13 protein-coding genes are annotated in these 17,547 nt (G+C 68.7%); 8 read left to right on the top strand and 5 right to left on the bottom strand.

From position 1 onward, the window contains the following. Nucleotides 1–61: 61 nt before the first annotated feature. Nucleotides 62–1,096, bottom strand: coding sequence for an AraC family transcriptional regulator (locus tag LGN17_RS08850; protein WP_011354321.1), 1,035 nt, complete (start codon nucleotides 1,094–1,096; stop codon nucleotides 62–64). Between the two features lie 137 nt (nucleotides 1,097–1,233). On the opposite strand from LGN17_RS08850, the gene LGN17_RS08845 reads away from it, so the two are divergent. The 7 genes from LGN17_RS08845 to LGN17_RS08815 all read left to right on the top strand — a co-directional run bounded on the left by LGN17_RS08845 (nucleotide 1,234) and on the right by LGN17_RS08815 (nucleotide 9,962). Further along, nucleotides 1,234–2,367 carry an acyl-CoA dehydrogenase family protein gene (locus LGN17_RS08845; RefSeq protein WP_175968935.1) on the top strand — a complete coding sequence of 378 codons (1,134 nt, stop codon included), beginning with the start codon at nucleotides 1,234–1,236 and terminating at the stop codon, nucleotides 2,365–2,367. Nucleotides 2,368–2,631: 264 nt separating this feature from the next. Then, nucleotides 2,632–4,338 carry an AMP-binding protein gene (locus LGN17_RS08840; RefSeq protein WP_226195960.1) on the top strand — a complete coding sequence of 569 codons (1,707 nt, stop codon included), beginning with the start codon at nucleotides 2,632–2,634 and terminating at the stop codon, nucleotides 4,336–4,338. Nucleotides 4,339–4,448: 110 nt separating this feature from the next. After that, nucleotides 4,449–5,963, top strand: a complete 1,515-nt coding sequence (locus tag LGN17_RS08835) for a CoA-acylating methylmalonate-semialdehyde dehydrogenase (RefSeq protein WP_413227014.1) — start codon at nucleotides 4,449–4,451, stop codon at nucleotides 5,961–5,963. 18 nt (nucleotides 5,964–5,981) lie between these two features. After that, the gene (gene mmsB, locus LGN17_RS08830; RefSeq protein ID WP_011354325.1) at nucleotides 5,982–6,881 is read left to right on the top strand and encodes a 3-hydroxyisobutyrate dehydrogenase; all 900 of its coding nucleotides are present in this window, start codon (nucleotides 5,982–5,984) and stop codon (nucleotides 6,879–6,881) included. Continuing rightward, nucleotides 6,881–7,672 (top strand): enoyl-CoA hydratase, encoded by a 792-nt coding sequence (locus tag LGN17_RS08825; RefSeq protein WP_175953215.1) that lies wholly within the window; start codon nucleotides 6,881–6,883, stop codon nucleotides 7,670–7,672. The genes mmsB and LGN17_RS08825 overlap by 1 nt, the downstream gene beginning before the upstream one ends. Beyond that, nucleotides 7,669–8,808, top strand: a complete 1,140-nt coding sequence (locus LGN17_RS08820) for an enoyl-CoA hydratase/isomerase family protein (RefSeq protein ID WP_226195958.1) — start codon at nucleotides 7,669–7,671, stop codon at nucleotides 8,806–8,808. Before LGN17_RS08825 ends, LGN17_RS08820 begins: the two co-directional genes overlap by 4 nt. Nucleotides 8,809–8,918: 110 nt before the next feature. Then, entirely contained in the window at nucleotides 8,919–9,962 is a 1,044-nt protein-coding gene (locus LGN17_RS08815; protein ID WP_226195956.1) for an AbrB family transcriptional regulator, read from the top strand. 49 nt (nucleotides 9,963–10,011) lie between these two features. On the opposite strand, the gene LGN17_RS08810 is transcribed toward LGN17_RS08815, so the two are convergent. Then, nucleotides 10,012–10,917: a LysR family transcriptional regulator gene (locus tag LGN17_RS08810; RefSeq protein ID WP_226195953.1), complete on the bottom strand. Its 906-nt coding sequence runs from the start codon at nucleotides 10,915–10,917 to the stop codon at nucleotides 10,012–10,014. Between the two features lie 178 nt (nucleotides 10,918–11,095). Between LGN17_RS08810 and LGN17_RS08805 the strand changes: the two genes are divergently transcribed. Beyond that, entirely contained in the window at nucleotides 11,096–12,634 is a 1,539-nt protein-coding gene (locus LGN17_RS08805) for an MFS transporter (protein WP_226195951.1), read from the top strand. Nucleotides 12,635–12,685: 51 nt separating this feature from the next. Here LGN17_RS08805 and LGN17_RS08800 read toward each other — a convergent pair whose 3' ends face one another. The 3 genes from LGN17_RS08800 to LGN17_RS08790 are packed head-to-tail and all read right to left on the bottom strand — an operon-like array spanning nucleotide 12,686 to nucleotide 17,356. After that, a complete protein-coding gene (locus tag LGN17_RS08800; RefSeq protein WP_226195950.1) occupies nucleotides 12,686–14,059 on the bottom strand; it encodes an efflux transporter outer membrane subunit in 1,374 nt (457 codons plus the stop codon). A gap of 13 nt (nucleotides 14,060–14,072) precedes the next feature. Continuing rightward, nucleotides 14,073–16,160 carry a MacB family efflux pump subunit gene (locus tag LGN17_RS08795; RefSeq protein ID WP_226195948.1) on the bottom strand — a complete coding sequence of 696 codons (2,088 nt, stop codon included), beginning with the start codon at nucleotides 16,158–16,160 and terminating at the stop codon, nucleotides 14,073–14,075. Between the two features lie 2 nt (nucleotides 16,161–16,162). After that, on the bottom strand, nucleotides 16,163–17,356 hold the full coding sequence (locus LGN17_RS08790) for an efflux RND transporter periplasmic adaptor subunit (RefSeq protein WP_226195946.1): 1,194 nt from the start codon (nucleotides 17,354–17,356) through the stop codon (nucleotides 16,163–16,165). Nucleotides 17,357–17,547 lie beyond the last annotated feature (191 nt).

Below are 17,547 nucleotides of genomic sequence, written 5' to 3'. Positions count from 1 at the left end.
AGCCCGACACTTAAAGAGTAGGCGGTTTCGGCACAAAGCGCGAAACGACGGCCGGCCGGCTTCAGCTCGCGCCGCCGCCCCGCGCGAGCACTTCGTCGCGATAGTCGGCCGGGCTGCGCCCGCTCCATTTGCGGAACGCGCGGTAGAACGCGCTCGGCTCCGCGAAACCGGTCGCGGCCGCGACGTCGGCGATCGTGCGCGCGGGATCGGCCAGCGCCTCGAACGCGAGATCGCGCCGCAGCGTGTCCTTGATCGACTGGTATGCGTGGCCTTCCTGGTGCAGCTTGCGGCGCAGCGTGGCCTCGGCCACGTGCAGCCGCGCGGCCATCCCGCCGGCGCCCGGCCAGGCAGCCGGCGGCATCCCGCGCAGCACCGCGCGCACGCGCTGCGCGAGCGCGTTCGGGTTGCGGTACTTGACGATGAAGCTCGCCGGCGCGTTGCGCAGGAACGTCTTCAGCGTCTTCGCGTTCTGCACGACCGGCAGCGTCGCGAATTCGGGATCGAAATCGACATACGAATCGGGCTCGTTGAAACGCATGTCGTCACAGAACATCGACGGGTATTCGTGGTCGGCGGGCGGCGTGTCGCAGCGAAAGCTCGCGTGCAGCAGCGGGATGCGCCGCCCGATCAGCCAGCAGGTGAGCCCGTAGACGATGATGAAATAGGTCGCGTACGTGAACATCGCGGGCGTCGCGCCGTTGTTGCGGTGCACGAAGCGCAGCCGCACGCGCTGTGGGTTCGCGTCGAGCTCCGCGTGCAGGTCGTCGAGCACGCAGTGCATGAAATTCACCGCGCGCGCCATCGCATGCAGCCCGTCGCGCGCGGACAGCGCCGCCTGGCTCATCGCGATGAAGCTGCCGCTGCGCATCGGGTGGCGATCCTGCCCGAAAAACTCGTCGTCGAGCGTGCGCGCGATCGCGTTCCACAGCGCGCCGTATTGCTGCGCGGACACGCGGGCGCGCGGCTGCCCGAGCAGCGCGGGTGCGATGCCGGCTTGCGCGAGCAGCGGCTCGGCCGCGACGCCGCGCCGGGTCGCGAGCGCGACGCTGTAAGCGACGAGGCTGATCGCGACGGTTCCCTTGTCTTCCTGCTTCATCCGTGCCGCCGGTATGGCAAAAACGCTCAGTGTAAATGAGCGACGCGAGCATCGAACAGTCGCGCCTGCTTGCCTACACTTGTTGCATCGAAACGCAAGGACGGTCGCGCCCGGCGGCCGCGGGAGACAGCAGCACCATGGACGAGCTTTACACCGAAGACCAGCGGATGATCCGCGACGCCGCGCGCGCGTTTGCCACCGAGATGCTGGCGCCGAACGCGGCGCAATGGGACCACGATGCGCACCTGCCCGACGCGATCGTCGCGCAGCTCGGCGAACTCGGCCTGCTCGGGATGATCGTGCCGCAGGAGCTGGGCGGCTCGTATACGGATTACGTGGCCTATGCGCTGGCGATGGAAGAGGTCGCCGCCGGCGACGCCGCGTGCGCGACGATGATGAGCGTGCACAACTCGGTCGGCTGCGGGCCGATCCTGGGCTTCGGCACGCCGGCGCAGAAGGATCGCTGGCTGGCCGACATGGCGTCCGGCCGCGTGATCGGCGCGTTCTGCCTGACCGAGCCGCAGGCCGGCTCCGAGGCGAACAACCTGCGCACGCGTGCGGAACTGCGCGACGGCAAATGGGTGCTGAACGGCGCGAAGCAGTTCGTGACCAACGGCCAGCGCGCCGGCGTCGCGATCGTTTTTGCCATGACCGACCCGGAAGCCGGCAAGCGCGGCATTTCCGCGTTCCTGGTGCCGACCGACACGCCGGGCTTCATCGTCGGCAAACCCGAGAAGAAGATGGGCATCCGCGCGTCGGATACGTGCCCGATCACGTTCGAGAACTGCGCGATTCCGGAAGAAAACCTGCTGGGCAATCGCGGCGAAGGGCTGAAGATCGCGCTGTCGAATCTCGAAGGCGGCCGCATCGGCATCGCCGCGCAGGCGCTCGGCATCGCGCGCGCCGCGTTCGACAAGGCGCGCCGCTATGCGGGCGAGCGTGTGCAGTTCGGCAAGCCGATCGCCGAGCATCAGGCGATCCAGCAGAAGCTCGCCGACATGGCCGTGCAGATCAACGCCGCGCGCCTGCTGGTGCATCACGCGGCGAAGCTGCGCACGGCCGGGCTGCCGTGCCTGTCGGAAGCATCGCAGGCGAAGCTGTTCGCGTCCGAGATGGCCGAGCGCGTGTGCTCGGACGCGATCCAGATCCACGGCGGCTACGGCTACCTGGTCGATTACGAAGTCGAGCGTCACTATCGCGACGCGCGCATCACGCAGATTTACGAAGGCACCAGCGAAGTGCAGCGGATGGTGATCGCGCGGCAGCTTTGAGCCGCGACGATTGCGTCGACAGAAGCATCACGCAGCGCACGAGGGCAGTGCGGTGAACGCGGCACGCAACGACGTGACCGTGCGCCGCGTAAAAGGGAGTCGGGCATGTAATGCAGCGCATGCGCCGGTTGACCGCGAGGCATGGAGACTTGCCGCGGCATGGCGGCGGCGTAAGTGCCGAAGCGCTTATGCAAACCGACCGCACAAGGCATGGGGCCCGGGTAAGCGCTAAAGCGCTAACGTGGACCGACAGGAGACGACACGATGACGGTACAGGCATTCCTGGACGCACGCGACTTTCTGCTGCGCCATCGCACCGACTACGACACCGCGTATCGCGAGTTCGAGTGGCCGGTGCTCGACGCGTTCAACTGGGCGCTCGACTACTTCGACCCGATGGCGCGCGGCAACGACCAGCCCGCGCTGTGGATCGTCGACGCGGCGACCGGCACGGGCGATCCGTATTCGTTCGCGCAGATGTCCGAGCGTTCGTCGCGGATCGCGAACTGGCTGCGCTCGATCGGCGTCGTGCGCGGCGACCGGATCCTGCTGATGCTGCCGAACCGCGTCGAGCTGTGGGACGCGATGCTCGCCGCGATGAAGCTCGGCGCGATCGTGCTGCCTGCCACCACGCAACTGTCGCCCGACGACGTGCGCGACCGCGTGCGGATCGGCGGCGCGAAATACGCGATCGTCGACGAGAACGAAACCGCGAAATTCGAACAGACTGATCTCGGCCTCGCGCAGAGGATCGTCGCCGGCGCGCCGCGCGCAGGCTGGCTCGCGATGAACGACGGCTACGCGGCCAGCGCCGAATTCAGCCCCGACGCCGTCACGCAATCGAACGAAGCGATGCTGCTGTACTTCACGTCGGGCACGACGTCGAAGCCGAAGCTCGTCGAGCATACGCACCGCACCTATCCGGTCGGCCATCTGTCGACGATGTACTGGGTCGGCCTGCAGCCGGGCGACATCCACTGGAACATCAGCTCGCCGGGCTGGGCGAAGCACGCGTGGAGCTGCTTCTTCGCGCCGTGGAACGCGCAGGCGTGCGTGTTCGCGTTCAACTACGCGCGCTTCGAGCCGAAGGTGGTGCTCGATGCGCTCGTCAAGTACCAGGTGACCACACTGTGCGCGCCGCCGACGGTGTGGCGCATGCTCGTGCAGCAGCCGCTCGCGTCGTTCGACGTGAAGCTGCGCGAGATCGTCGGTGCGGGCGAGCCGCTGAATCCCGAGATCATCGAGCGTGTGAAGAAGGCGTGGGGTATCACGATTCGCGACGGCTACGGCCAGACCGAGACGACCTGCCTGATCGGCAACTCGCCGGGCCAGCCGGTCGTCGCGGGCTCGATGGGCCGGCCGCTGCCCGGCTACCGGATCGAATTGCTCGACCCGGACGGCGCGCCCGTGACCGAAGGCGAGGTCGCGCTGCCGATCGGCGCCGACGTGACGCGCCCGGTGGGGCTGATGACAGGCTATGCGAACAATCCCGACGCGACGGCCTACGCGATGCGCGACGGCCACTACCGCACGTCGGACATCGCGATGCGCCGCGACGACGGTTACTACGTCTATATCGGCCGCGCGGACGACGTGTTCAAGTCGTCCGACTACCGGCTGAGCCCGTTCGAACTCGAGAGCGTGCTGATCGAGCATCCGGCGATCGCCGAGGCGGCCGTCGTGCCGAGCCCCGACCCCGTCCGGCTGTCGGTGCCGAAGACCTTCATCACGCTGCGGCAAGGCTACGAGGAGAGCCCGGAACTCGCGCTGGAAATCTTCCGCTTCTCGCGCGAGAAGCTCGCGCCGTACAAGCGGATTCGCCGCCTGCAGTTCGCGGAGCTGCCGAAGACGATCTCGGGGAAGATCCGCCGCGTCGAGCTGCGCCGCCGCGAGATCGAGCGCGGCGACGACGCAAGCGAACGGATGCCCGGCGAATACTGGGAAGAGGATTTCGCCGCAGAACTGAAGTGACGTGAGCGCGGGCCGCGCACGCCGCAATTCGCGGCGGCCGCCCGCAGCCGAATTGAACCGGCCGCGCGGCGATATCGCGCTTCGCGGCCCTCTGCAAGGAGATGGGATCGATGAACGCGAATTCGAAAGACGTGCCGACGGTCAAGCTGCTGATCGACGGCGCCTTCGTCGAGTCCGCCACGAACGAGTGGCGTGACATCGTCAACCCGGCGACGCAGCAGGTGCTCGCGCGCGTGCCGTTCGCGACCGTCGCGGAAGTCGACGCGGCCGTGCAGGCCGCGCACGCCGCGTATGCGACCTGGAAAAACACGCCGATCGCCGCGCGCATGCGCATCATGCTGAAGTTCCAGGATCTCGTGCGCACGAACCAGCAGCGCATCGCGAAGACGCTGACGGCCGAGCAGGGCAAGACGATTCCCGATGCCGAAGGCGACATCTTCCGCGGCCTCGAAGTGGTCGAGCACGCCTGCTCGATCGGTTCGCTGCAGCTTGGCGAATTCGCGGAGAACGTCGCGGGCGGTGTGGATACCTACACGCTGCGCCAGCCGCTCGGCGTGTGCGCGGGCATCACGCCGTTCAATTTCCCCGCGATGATTCCGCTCTGGATGTTCCCGATGGCGATCGTGTGCGGCAACACGTTCGTGCTGAAGCCGTCGGAACAGGATCCGCTGTCGACGATGGAGCTCGTCGAGCTCGCGATCGAGGCCGGCGTGCCGAAAGGGGTGCTGAACGTCGTGCACGGCGGCAAGGAAGTCGTCGACGCGATCTGCACGCATCCGCTCGTGAAGGCGATCTCGTTCGTCGGGTCGACTGCCGTCGGCACGCACGTGTACAACCTCGGCAGCGCGCACGGCAAGCGCGTGCAGTCGATGATGGGCGCGAAGAACCACGCAGTCGTGCTGCCCGATGCGAACCGCGAGCAGGCGATCAACGCGCTTGTCGGCGCGGGCTTCGGCGCGGCTGGGCAGCGCTGCATGGCGACGTCGGTCGCGGTGCTCGTCGGCAACGCGCGCGACTGGCTGCCGGACATCGTCGCGAAGGCGAAGGCGCTGAAGGTGAATGCGGGCGCGGAAGCCGGCACGGACGTCGGGCCGGTCGTGTCGAAGGCGGCGAAGGAGCGCATCCTGTCGCTGATCGACGCAGGCGTGAAGGAAGGCGCGAAGCTCGAACTCGACGGCCGCGATGTGAAGGTGCCCGGCTACGAGCAGGGCAACTTCGTCGGCCCGACGATCTTCTCGGGCGTGAAGACGAACATGTCGGTCTACACGCATGAAATCTTCGGGCCGGTGCTCGTCGTGATGGAAGCCGACACGCTCGACGACGCGATCGCGCTCGTCAACGCGAACCCGTTCGGCAACGGCGTGGGGCTGTTCACGCAGAGCGGCGCGGCTGCACGCAAGTTCCAGAGCGAAATCGACATCGGCCAGGTCGGCATCAACATCCCGATTCCGGTGCCCGTGCCGTTCTTCAGCTTCACGGGTTCGCGCGGCTCGAAGCTCGGCGATCTCGGCCCGTACGGCAAGCAGGTCGTGCAGTTCTACACGCAGACCAAGACGGTCACCGCGCGCTGGTTCGACGACGACACGACGGCCGCCCCGGTGAATACGACGATCCGGCTGCACTGAGCGGCGGAGGACACGAACATGAAAATCGGTTTTATTGGCCTCGGCCACATGGGCGCGCCGATGGCGCTGAACCTGCTGAAAGCTGGCCACGAAGTGCATGCGTTCGACCTGAGCGCCGACGCATTGCGCGCGCTGCAGGATGCCGGCGCACAGGTGGCCGCGTCGCCGCGCGATGCGGCATCGGGTGCGACGTTCGTCATCACGATGCTGCCGGCCGCGCCGCACGTGCGCTCGGTGCTGTCCGGCGAGAACGGCGTGCTCGCCGGCCTCGGCGCGGGCGCGACCGTGATCGATTCGAGCACGATCGACCCGGCGAGCGCGCAGGCGTTCGGCGCGCTCGTGCGCGAGCACGGCGGCGCGTTCGTCGATGCGCCCGTGTCGGGCGGCACGGGCGGCGCGGCGGCTGGCACGCTGACCTTCATGGTCGGCGGCAGCGATGCGGATTTCGAGCGCGTGAAGCCGGTGCTCGCGGGCATGGGCAAGAACATCGTCCACTGCGGCGCGACGGGGATGGGGCAGGTCGCGAAGGTCTGCAACAACCTCGTGCTCGGCATCTCGATGGCGGCCGTGTCGGAGGCGATGTCGCTCGGCGTCGCGCTCGGCATCGACCCGAAGGTGCTGGCCGGCATCGTCAACACGTCGACGGGCCGCTGCTGGAGTTCCGATACGTACAACCCGTATCCGGGCGTGATCGATACCGCGCCGTCGTCGCGCGGCTACTCGGGCGGCTTCGGCACCGACCTGATGCTGAAGGATCTCGGCCTTGCGAACGACGCGGCGAAGCAGGCCCGCCAGCCGGTCTATCTCGGCGCGCTCGCGCAGCAGCTGTACCAGACGATGAGCAGCCGCGGCGACGGCCAGCTCGATTTCTCGGCGGTGATCCGCCTGTACCAACCGGCAACGAAGAAGGACGCGTGATGATCGAACTGGACTACGTCGACGATGGCGCGATCGCGTGCGCGACGCTCAAGCGTCCGCCCGCGAACGCCTTTACCGCCGACGGGCTTCGGCAACTGCAGGACACCGTCGCCGAACTGAATGCGAGCCCGCGCGTGCGCGCGCTGGTGATCACCGGTGACGGCCCGAAGTTCTTCAGCGCGGGCGCCGACCTGAACACGTTCGCCGAAGGCGACCGCGCGGTTGCACGCGCGATGGCGTCGCGCTTCGGCGCGGCGTTCGAGGCGCTGCACGACGCGCGCGTCGTGACGATCGCGGCGATCAACGGCTATGCGATGGGCGGCGGGCTCGAATGCGCGCTCGCGTGCGACCTGCGGATCGCGGAGACGCATGCGCAGATGGCGCTGCCCGAGCCGTCGGTCGGCCTGCTGCCGTGCGGCCTTGGCACGCAGACGCTGCCCTGGCTGGTCGGCGAAGGCTGGGCGAAGAAGATCATCCTGACCGGCGCGCGCGTCGATGCGGCCACGGCACTGCGGATCGGCCTCGTCGAGGACGTCGTCGAGTCAGGCGCGTCGCGCGATGCGGCGCTGGCGCTCGCGCGCAACGTCGTGCGGCAGAGCCCGCACGCGGTCGCGTACAGCAAGGAGCTGATCGGCCTCGCGCGCCGCGGCGTGCCGCGCGGCGCGGCGCTCGCGGTCGAACGGGAACGCTTCGTCGACCTGTTCGATACGAACGATCCGCGCGAGGGCGTGGCGGCGTTTCTCGGCAAGCGCGCGCCGCAGTGGCGTACCGACGGAGAGTCGCAACGATGAGCACGCCGGTGACGAATCACGACGCGTTCGCGGAGCGCGCGTCCGAGGTGCAGTTCCGCGTGGTGAATCGCGTGGCGCTGATCACGCTGAACCGGCCGGCCGCGCTCAACGCGCTGTCGTACGCGATGATCGGCGAGCTGGCCGCACTCCTCGAGCGCTGCCGCGACGACGACCAGATCGTCGCGGTCGTGCTGCGCGGTGCCGGCGAGAAAGGCTTCTGCGCGGGTGGCGACGTGCGCGCGCTGTACAGGATGGTCGCGCAGCGCGAAACCTGGCTGCCGTTCTTCGTCGACGAATATCGTCTCGACTACGCGATTCATACGTTCCCGAAGCCGGTGGTCGCGCTGATGGACGGCGTGACGATGGGCGGCGGCATGGGCCTCGCGCAGGGCGCGACGCTGCGCGTCGCGACCGAGCGCAGCAAGATCGCGATGCCGGAGACGCGCATCGGCCTCGTGCCCGACGTCGGCGCGACGCATTTCCTGTCGCGCATGCCGGTCGAACTCGAGCTGTACGTCGGGCTGACCGGCGCGATGCTGTCGGGCGCCGACGCGCTGACCGCGAAGCTCGCCGATCTGTGCGTGCCGTCCGCATGGCTCGACACGTTCGAGACGCGCATCGAAAGCGTCAAGTGGGAAGGCGATGTGCTGGCGTTGCTGCGCAAGGTGTTCGAGCCGCCGTGCAACGTCGTGCCGCACGCGGCGCTCGACAGCCAGATGCCGTGGATCGTGCGTCACTTCGACAAGCGCTCGACCGTCGAGCGGATCGTTGCGACGCTGACGCAGGATCTTGCGCGCGAGGAACTGTCGCGCGAGCACCGCCAATGGCTGCAGGCGACGCTCGAAGCGCTTACCGGCCACTCGCCGACGATGCTGTGCGTGACACGCGAGGCGCTGCTGCGCGGACGCCAGATGACGCTGGCCGAATCGTTCCGGATGGAGCTCGGCATCGTCGCGCGCGCGATCGAGGAAGGCGACTTCTGCGAAGGCGTGCGCGCGCATCTCGTCGACAAGGATCGCAAGCCGCGCTGGGCGCCCGCGTCGCTCGTCGAACTGCGCGCCGAACGCGTGCGGCATTTCCTGACGTCGCCGTGGAAGCTGTTCGCGCATCCGCTGGCGGCGCTGGGCGCGGATTGAACTGCCGACGCGGGGCCGGCAGTCTGAAAGGCCGTCAGCAACATCGACGTCCTGCAGATGCAGGCGGAAACGATTTGCCGGAGCCTGGCCGACGGCCGGAGCGCTGCACGATGAAGACGCTCGCGTATCTTGCCGGGCTGACCGCGGTCGGGCTGGTGCTGCGGGTGGCGGGCATCCCGCATGGCCTGCTGCTCGGCGCGATTCTCGCCGCGTCGATCGCGACCGGCCGGTTCGGCTTCGCCCCCCGGCTGCGCTTCGGCCTCGAGTTCGTGCAGATCGTGCTCGGCACGGCCACCGGTTTGCTGTTCAGGTCGTGGGACACGCAGAGCGTCGTCTCGATCGTGCCGAGCCTGGGCGTCCTGCTCCTGTGCCTGGCCGCGCAGATCGGGGTCGGCAGCCTTTGGTTGTCCCGCGTCTCGCGCTGGAACCGGGCCGATTCGCTGCTGGCCGTCTATCCCGGCGCACTCGCCGCGGTATTCGACCTGCTGGAATCCGAGCGCGCGTCGGCCAAGGTGATCGTCGTGCATCTCGTGCGGCTCCTGTCGATCACGGTCCTGGTCAGTTGTTTCATTCCGGCGCAGGCGGGCGCGCCGCAGCAAGCCGCTGTCGCGGCATTGCCGGCCGGGACGTGGCTGGCGCTGGCCGGGCTCGTGGCGCTGTGCGTGCTGGTCGGGCGGGCGCTGCTCGGGTTCGGTATTCCTGCGCCGTTCATGATCACGGCCATCGTGCTGGCCGGCGTCTTCGTGCGAGCGGGATGGCTGCATGACTTCGAGGTGCCGGCGTGGTGCGTCGACGCGGCGTCGGTCATCCTGGGCGCGCTGATCGGCGCGCAGTTCCGGCAGATCACGCTGGCGGACGGGCTGCGATACGGTCGAACCGGCCTGGCATGCATCGCACTGATGCTGATGGTGGCCGGCGCATTCGCGTGGGGGATGGCGCGGCTGTCCGGCTACGGGGTGCTGCCGCTATGGCTGTCGTATGCGCCCGGAGCCATCGAGACGATCACGATCGTCGCCTATGGCGGCGGGTTGAACGTCGTGTTCGTCCTGTCTCATCATCTGACGCGGCTGGTCGTGCTGCACTTCGCGCCGGCGGCGCTCGCCCGCGTGCGTCGCCGGCGCATGCTGTCGATCGACGGCGGCGACGCGAAATAGCGCGGGCAGGGCGGGCGTGGCGCGATCCCCCGCGCCCTGCCGGTCCCGCTTATCGCTCGATCATCGGCGGAATCGCCTGCGCGAGCGCGTCGATCACGCAGCGCGTCTTGCGCGGCAGGTAGCGCGTCTTCGGCCAGATCGCGTGGATGTCGCCTTCGCAGACGAAGCAACGGTCGAGCACGACCGTCATCTCGCCGCGCTTCACATAGTGATCGAGCAACCAGCTCGGCAGCCAGGCGATCCCGAACCCCGATGCGCCGGCCGCCGCAATCGCCTGCACGTCGTCGAAACTGAGCTGGTGCGGCATGTCGACACGCACCGTCGAGCCGTCCGGCGCGCGCAAATCCCACGGTTGAATCACGCCCGAACGTGAATACGCGATCGTCCGGTGGTCTTTCAGATCGTCGAGTGTCTTCGGCATCCCGTAGCGGGCGAGATACGACGGCGCCGCGCCCAGGCTGCCGTACTGCGTGCCGAGCCGCCGCACCGCGAGGCTCGTGCTGTCCGCGAGCGTGCCGATGCGCACCGCGAGGTCGATGCCTTCCTCGACGAGATCGACGAAACGGTCGGTGATCGACACGTCGATCCGCAAATGCGGATAGGTGCGCGCGAGATCGAGCACGATGGGCGTCACGCAGTGGTGCCCGAACGCAAGCGGCACGCTCAGGCGCAGCTTGCCGCGCGGCTCGTTGCGGCCGCAGTCGAGGTCGGCTTCGGCCGCTTCCAGTTCCGCGAGTGCACGCACGCAGCGGTCGTAGTACGCCTGGCCGTCGTCGGTCAGGCTCTGGCTGCGCGTCGTGCGCTGCAGCAGCCGTGCGCCGAGCCGCTTCTCGAGCCGCGCGACCGCCTTGCCGACGGCCGAGCGCGTCATGTCGAGCCGCTCCGCGGCGAGCGCGAAGCTGCCCGATTCCACTACCTGGACGAAGGTCGTCACGCCGTCGAGTCTGTCGGTCATGGGAGGGGGCGGTAATTGAGTCCTGTAGTTCCCCAGTCTGGAGAAATGCGTGCGTCAATGGGGATGGAAATTCTCACTATAGTACCGATTCCCGCCCAGCGTGCGTCGCCGGCCGCACGCGGCGAACCCTTCTCACCTGGAGGCGCGCGGCCCGTTCCCGGGCCGTGGCGCAATACGCATGACGCTATCCGACTCCCGCAGGAATGCGGTCGCACTCGCGGCCGTCTGTCTCACGTCGCTGATGTTCGGCCTTGAAATCTCGAGCGTGCCGGTGATCCTGCCGACGCTCGAACACGTGTTGCATGGCGATTTCAGCGGCATGCAGTGGATCATGAATGCGTACACGATCGCGTGCACGACCGTGCTGATGGCGGCCGGCACGCTCGCCGACCGGTTCGGCCGCAAGCGCGTGTACGTGATCGGCACCGTGCTGTTCGGCGCGACATCGCTGCTGTGCGGGCTCGCGCCGAACGTGCCGGTGCTCGTCGCGGGCCGGCTGCTGCAGGGCGCCAGCGGCGGCGCGATGCTGATCTGCCAGATTGCGGTGCTGTCGCACCAGTTTCGCGAGGGCCGCGAGCGTGGCCGCGCATTCGGGATCTGGGGGATCGTGTTCGGCATCGGGCTCGGTTTCGGGCCGATCGTCGGCGGCGCGATCGTCGCGCTGGCAAGCTGGCCGTGGGTGTTCCTCGTCCATGCGCCGCTCGCGGCCATCGCGCTCGTGCTGATCGGCGGCGCGGTGCGGGAGTCGCGCGATCCGCATGCGGGCAGGCTCGACATGGCAGGCATCGTCACGCTGTCGCTCGCGGTGCTCGGCCTGGCGTTCAGCATCACGCAAAGCGCGGAACTAGGGCTGACCAGCGCCGCCGGCCTCGGCGTGCTCGGTGCGACCGTGCTGGCGCTGGTCGGCTTCTTCATCGCGGAACGCGCCAGCGCGCGGCCGATGTTCGACTTCTCGGTATTCCGGATTCGCGCGTTCACCGGCGCGATCTTCGGTTCGATGGGGATGAACTTCAGCTTCTGGCCGTTCATGATCTACCTGCCGATCTGGTTCCAGGTCGCGCTCGGCTACGACAGCGTGACGGCCGGCCTCGCGTTGCTCGCGTACACGTTGCCGACGCTGGTCGCGCCGCCGCTCGGCGAACGGCTCGCGTTGCGCTACGGGCCGGGCGTCGTGATCCCGGGTGGCCTGTTCACGATCGCGGCGGGTTTCGCGCTGATGCGGATCGGCAGCGCGGCCGACCCTGCAAGCTGGATCACGATGCTGCCCGGCTGCGTGATCGCCGGCATCGGGCTCGGGCTCACGAACACGCCCGTGACCAATACCACCACGGGTGCAGTGCCGAGCTCGCGTGCCGGAATGGCGTCGGGTATCGACATGAGCGCGCGGATGATCTCGCTCGCGCTGAACATCGCGGCGATGGGCTTCGTGCTGGTCGCGGGAATCGTCGCGAGCCTGAAGGCCGGTATCGCGGGCACGATCGGCGACGCGGCGCTGCGCCGGCTCGCGCAGGAAATCGCATCCGGCCGTACCGACGCGCTGCACGAGATCGCACCGGCGCTCGCGCAGGCCGACCCGACCGGCGCGGCGCTGCACGCGGCGCTCGTGCACGGGTTCGGCTGGGTGATGATGTACGGCGCGGCGGGCGTGGCCGTGCTCGCGACGGCGAGCGCGGTGGCGTTCGCACCGGCGCGGCGCGGGGCGACCGTGTGCGAATGATGCCGCGCGCGGCTGGTACGGCTGGCGCGGCCGGCCCGGTGCGCGCAGCGGTCAGGACGTCCCGCCGCCGAGCGCGCGGTATAGCGTCATCTGGTTGTTGAGCCGGTTCAGGCGCGTTTGCGCGTCGGCGCTTTGTGCGTCCCGTAGCAGCCGCTGCTGGTCGAGCCACGGCTGCACGGCGGTCGCGCCGGCCGCGAAGCGCGCGGCGGCAAGCCGCTCGGCGCGCTGCGCCTGGGCCAGCGACAGCGCGCGCTGTTCGGCTTCGCGTTCGAGCTGCACGCGTGCCGACAGCGCGTTCTCGACTTCCGCGAGCGCCGTGTAGAGCTTCTGGCGGAATCCGGCCACGGCTTCCTCGTACTGGGTCTTCGATACCTTGATCTGCAACTGCATCGTGTTCCACTGGATGAACGGCAGTGCCAGGCCGAGCCCGAGCGTGCCGACCGGATTCGCGAGCACGCGCTCGAGGCTCGTGCTCGACGTGCCGGCCTGGCCGGTCAGCGTGAAGGTCGGGTAGAAGCTCGTGCGTGTCGCGTCGACCTGCGCGAGCGACTCGCGCAGCCGGAATTCCGCCGCGCGCAGGTCGGGGCGCCGGCCGAGCAGGCTCGCCGGCAGGCCGGCCGCCACGTCCGGCGGTGCCGCATCGGGCAGTGCCGACGGCTCCGCCGCGCGTTGCTGAGGCGGCCGGTCGAACAGGATCGCGAGTGCGTGGCGGTTCTCGGTGCGCTGCTGGATCAGTTGCGTCTGCGCGGCGCGTTGAGCGGCGAGGCTCTGTTCGGCCTGTGCAAGGTCGAGCCCCGACACCGCACCGGCCGCGTGCCGCGACCGGACGATCGCGAGCGTGCGGACCGCATCCGCGATGTTCGCGTCGCCGAGCGCGATCTGCCGGTTCAGATAGCCGATCTGCCAGTACAGCGATGCGGTCGTGCCGATCAGCGACAGCCGCGCGGCCTCGAGATCGGCGGCCGTCGCGTCGGCCTCCCAGCGTGCGGCGTCGCGCAGCGCGGCCAGCCGGCCCCACAGGTCGATTTCATAGCTGAGCGAGCCGGTCACGCCGCTCGTCCGGCTCATCCGGTGCGTATCGAGCGTGCGCGACACGGCGCCGTTCGCGCCGAGCGATACGGCGGGCGTCAGGTTCGTGTCGGCGAGCCCGGCCTGCAGTTGCGCGCGGTACACGCGGATCGCCGCGATCGCGAGGTCGTTGTTGGCGCGCAGCGCGTCGTCGATCAGCGGGTCGAGTTGCGGATCGCCGAAGCCGCGCCACCAGTCGCGCGTCGTGGCCGGCGCGCCGGCCGCGACCGGTGCTGCCCAGTTCGCGGGCATCGCGACGGCGGGCAGCGGTTCGTGGCGCGCACCCGCGCAGCCGGCGAGCAGCGCGGCCGCGCACGCGAATGCGCCCAGGCGGTGAAGCGGGGAGGAATGCGTCATGGCAGGCCTTGCGTCAGTCGCGCGCGAGCGCATCGATCGGATCGAGCCGCGACGCGTTGCGCGCGGGCATGAAGCCGAAGATCACACCGGTGAGCGTCGAGCAGACGAACGCGGTCACGATCGCACCGGCCGAGAACACCATCTTCCATTGCGCGACGAACATCGAGAACAGCGCGCCGAGCCCGAACGACAGCGCGATGCCGATCGTGCCGCCGAGCAGGCAGACGAGCACGGCTTCGACGAGGAACTGCTGCAGGATGTCGGACTGGCGCGCGCCGACCGCCATCCGGATGCCGATTTCGCGCGTGCGCTCGGTGACCGACACCAGCATGATGTTCATCACGCCGATCCCGCCGACGACGAGCGAGATCACGGCGATCAGCGACAACAGCAAGGTGAGCGACTGGCCGGTTTTCTCGACGGTCTTCACCACGCTGTCCATGTTGTACGTGAAGAAGTCCTTGCGGCCGTGGCGCTGCGTCATCAGCTTTTCGAGGCTTTTCTCGGCGGCGGCGCTCGGCTGCCCGTCACGCACGCGCACGGTGATGCTGTCGAGATGACGCTGCCCGAAGAGACGCCCGCTCGCGGTCGTGTACGGCACCCACACGTTCAGGCTCTTCACGCTGCCGAACGCGCTCTTCTTGTCGGCCGTCACGCCGATCACGACGCACGGCACGTTGTCGACCAGGATCACTTCGCCGATCGGGTTGCGCGTCGCGCCGAACAGCTTGCGGCGCGTGTTCTGGTCGATCACGGCGACCTGCGCCTGGCGGCGTACCGCGTCCTCGTCGAACGCGACACCCAGTGCGAAGCGCATCCCGCGCGCCTGGAAGAAGCGGTCGCCGACGCCGCTCACGAGCGCGTTCACGTCGATGTTGCGGTAGCGCAGCAGCAGCGTGCGCGACGTTTCAGGCGTCGCGCTGTCGACGTACGGCTGCTCGGCGAGCGCGGCGACGTCGGCGGGCACGAGCGTCTGGATCGCGTCGGCGCGGCTGTCGCCCCAGTCGGTGCCCGGATAGAGGTTGATCGTGTTCGTGCCGATGCTGCCGATCTCGTCGAGCATGTAGCGCTTCGCGCCTTCGCCGATCGCGACGATCGACACGACCGACGTGATGCCGATGATGATGCCGAGCATCGTCAGCAGCGTGCGCAACCGATGCGACACGAGTGCGATCCACGCCATCCGGCAGGCCTCGGCGAAGCGGCCGGAGCCGGCCGCGAAGCGTCGCGTTCGGGTGCCGGTATCGGCGTCGTTGTCGGTGCCAGTGTCGGCGCGTGCGTCGGTGTCGACGGCTGCGGGCGGCGGCGGCATGTCGTGGCGATCGCGTGCGGGTGACTCGTTGGCCGCTGCTTCGGTCGCTTCCTCAGCGTCTGCTGTGTCCGCGCCCGCTTCCGCGAGGGCTTCCGCATAGTGCCGGTTCGGCCGGTCGGCGACGATCTCGCCGTCGCTGATCTCGATGATGCGCTTCGCATGGCGCGCGACGGCCTTGTCGTGCGTGACGATGACGATCGTATGGCCGAGCGCGTTCAGCTCGTGCAGGATGCGGATCACGTCCAGGCCGCTTTTCGTGTCGAGCGCACCGGTCGGTTCGTCGGCAAGGATCACCTGGCCGCCGTTCATCAGCGCACGCGCGATGCTCACGCGCTGCTGCTGGCCGCCGGACAGTTGGCCGGGGCGATGGTGCGCTCGATCCGCGAGACCGAGGCGCGCGAGCAGTTCGCGTGCGCGTGCGTGCCGCTCGGCGCGCGGCGTGCCGGCATAGATCGCGGGCATTTCGAGGTTCGCGACCGCGTCGACGTGCGGCAGCAGGTGGTAGCGCTGGAACACGAAGCCGAAGTGTTCGCGGCGCAGTTGCGCGAGCTCGTCGCTGTCGAGCATGTGCGTGTCGCGACCGCCGACCGTGTAGGTGCCTTCGCTCGGGTGATCGAGGCAGCCGAGGATGTTCATCAGCGTCGACTTCCCGGAGCCCGACGCGCCGACGATCGCGACGATCTCGCCCGCGTGGATCGACAGGTTGACATTGTTCAGGACAACGACATCCTTGTCGCCGGCCGGAAAGCGTCGGGTGACGGCGGCGAGTTTCAGCAGGGGCTGGCTCATCGTCACACCACGTCCGACAGCGGCGCATGGTCGTCACCGGCCGCTTCGCCGATCACGACGCGCTCGCCGTCCTTCAGGCCGGCCAGCACTTCGACGCGCACGTTGTTGTTGATGCCGATGCGGACGTTGCGCGTTTCCGTGCTGCCGTCGGCGCGCAGCACGCGCACCGCGTAGGTGCCGTCCTTGCGTTTTTCGCCGAGCGCGGCCGCCGGAATGCTGAGCGCATTGCGCGCGTTGCCGAGCACGATGTTGACTTGCGCGGTCATCGAGATGCGCAGCCGATGCTCGGGATTCGGCACTTCGAACAGCGCGTTGTAGAACACGGCCGAGTTCGGCTTCGTGCCGCCGCCCGCGCCGCCGCCGAGCGCGCTCTGTGCTTCGGCGTAGTTCTGCGGCGCCGGCTCGATCGCGCGCAGCTTGCCATAGTGGCGCTTGTCCGGTTCGCCGAGGATCGTGAAATACGCGGTCTGGCCGGCGCTCACGCGGATCACGTCGGCTTCCGACACCTGCGCCTTCACGGTCATCGTGTCGAGATCGGCGAGCTTGAGGATCACCGGCGCCTGTTGCTGCGCGATCACGGTCTGGCCTTCCTGCGTGACGACCGCGACGACCTCGCCGTCGATCGGTGCGGCGATGCGCGTGTAGCCGAGATTCGCCTGCGCGGTCTCGATCTGGATGCGGGCCGAGCGGATCTGCGCGGCGAGCGACGCGAGCGTTGCGCGCTGCACGTCGAGCGTCGCGCGTGCGGCCTCGAACGATTCGCGCGAGGTCGCATCGTCGGGCAGCATCGCCTGCTGGCGCCGGAACGCGAGTTCCGCTTGCGTGAGTTGCGCGGCGGTCGATTGCTGTTGCGCGCGCAGGCTTTCTTCACTGGCGCGCGCCTGGCGCAGCGCGTTTTCCGAGATCACGGGGTCGATCTCGGCGAGCCACTGGCCCTTCGTGACCTTGTCGCCGAGCTTGACCTTCAGCGACTTCAACTGCCCCGATACCTGCGCGCCGACGTCGACCTGCTTGAACGCCTGCAACGCGCCGGTCGCGAGCACCGCGTTCTCGAGATCGCCGCGCGTGACGGGCGCGGACAGGTATTGCGGATGCTTGTCGGGTGCGCACGCCTTCAGCGTGACGCCGGCGGCGATTGCGACGATGGCAACGGTAGCCAGCGCGATGCGCCGGCGGCGATGGGTCTTCTGGGTCATGAGCGTGCGGCGAGGATCAAGCGGTGCCGGCGATGCGTGCGGCCGGGCGGGACGATCCGGTCGGCGTCGCATGCCGGGCGCATTGCCCGCGACGGAAGCCGCGTACGCATCGCGCGGGCGTGCCGAGTCGAATCAGGCGCTCATGGTAAGCGAGGAAATCACGCCAAATCGTGTGGAAATTGTGCCGAATT

It is taken from the genome of Burkholderia sp. AU30280, from assembly GCF_020420125.1.
Lineage (GTDB): Bacteria > Pseudomonadota > Gammaproteobacteria > Burkholderiales > Burkholderiaceae > Burkholderia.
Note: the sequence above shows the minus strand (reverse complement) of the source record. Positions and strands in the feature narration are given on the sequence as shown.

Excerpts from the sequence above, each read along its gene's own strand:
- LGN17_RS08850 (WP_011354321.1), bottom strand. The coding sequence starts at position 1,096 with ATGAAGCAGGAAGACAAGGGAACCGTCGCGATCAGCCTCGTCGCTTAC.
- LGN17_RS08845 (WP_175968935.1), top strand. The coding sequence starts at position 1,234 with ATGGACGAGCTTTACACCGAAGACCAGCGGATGATCCGCGACGCCGCG.
- LGN17_RS08840 (WP_226195960.1), top strand. The coding sequence starts at position 2,632 with ATGACGGTACAGGCATTCCTGGACGCACGCGACTTTCTGCTGCGCCAT.
- LGN17_RS08835 (WP_413227014.1), top strand. The coding sequence starts at position 4,449 with ATGAACGCGAATTCGAAAGACGTGCCGACGGTCAAGCTGCTGATCGAC.
- mmsB (WP_011354325.1), top strand. The coding sequence starts at position 5,982 with ATGAAAATCGGTTTTATTGGCCTCGGCCACATGGGCGCGCCGATGGCG.
- LGN17_RS08825 (WP_175953215.1), top strand. The coding sequence starts at position 6,881 with ATGATCGAACTGGACTACGTCGACGATGGCGCGATCGCGTGCGCGACG.
- LGN17_RS08820 (WP_226195958.1), top strand. The coding sequence starts at position 7,669 with ATGAGCACGCCGGTGACGAATCACGACGCGTTCGCGGAGCGCGCGTCC.
- LGN17_RS08815 (WP_226195956.1), top strand. The coding sequence starts at position 8,919 with ATGAAGACGCTCGCGTATCTTGCCGGGCTGACCGCGGTCGGGCTGGTG.
- LGN17_RS08810 (WP_226195953.1), bottom strand. The coding sequence starts at position 10,917 with ATGACCGACAGACTCGACGGCGTGACGACCTTCGTCCAGGTAGTGGAA.
- LGN17_RS08805 (WP_226195951.1), top strand. The coding sequence starts at position 11,096 with ATGACGCTATCCGACTCCCGCAGGAATGCGGTCGCACTCGCGGCCGTC.
- LGN17_RS08800 (WP_226195950.1), bottom strand. The coding sequence starts at position 14,059 with ATGACGCATTCCTCCCCGCTTCACCGCCTGGGCGCATTCGCGTGCGCG.
- LGN17_RS08795 (WP_226195948.1), bottom strand. The coding sequence starts at position 16,160 with ATGAGCCAGCCCCTGCTGAAACTCGCCGCCGTCACCCGACGCTTTCCG.
- LGN17_RS08790 (WP_226195946.1), bottom strand. The coding sequence starts at position 17,356 with ATGACCCAGAAGACCCATCGCCGCCGGCGCATCGCGCTGGCTACCGTT.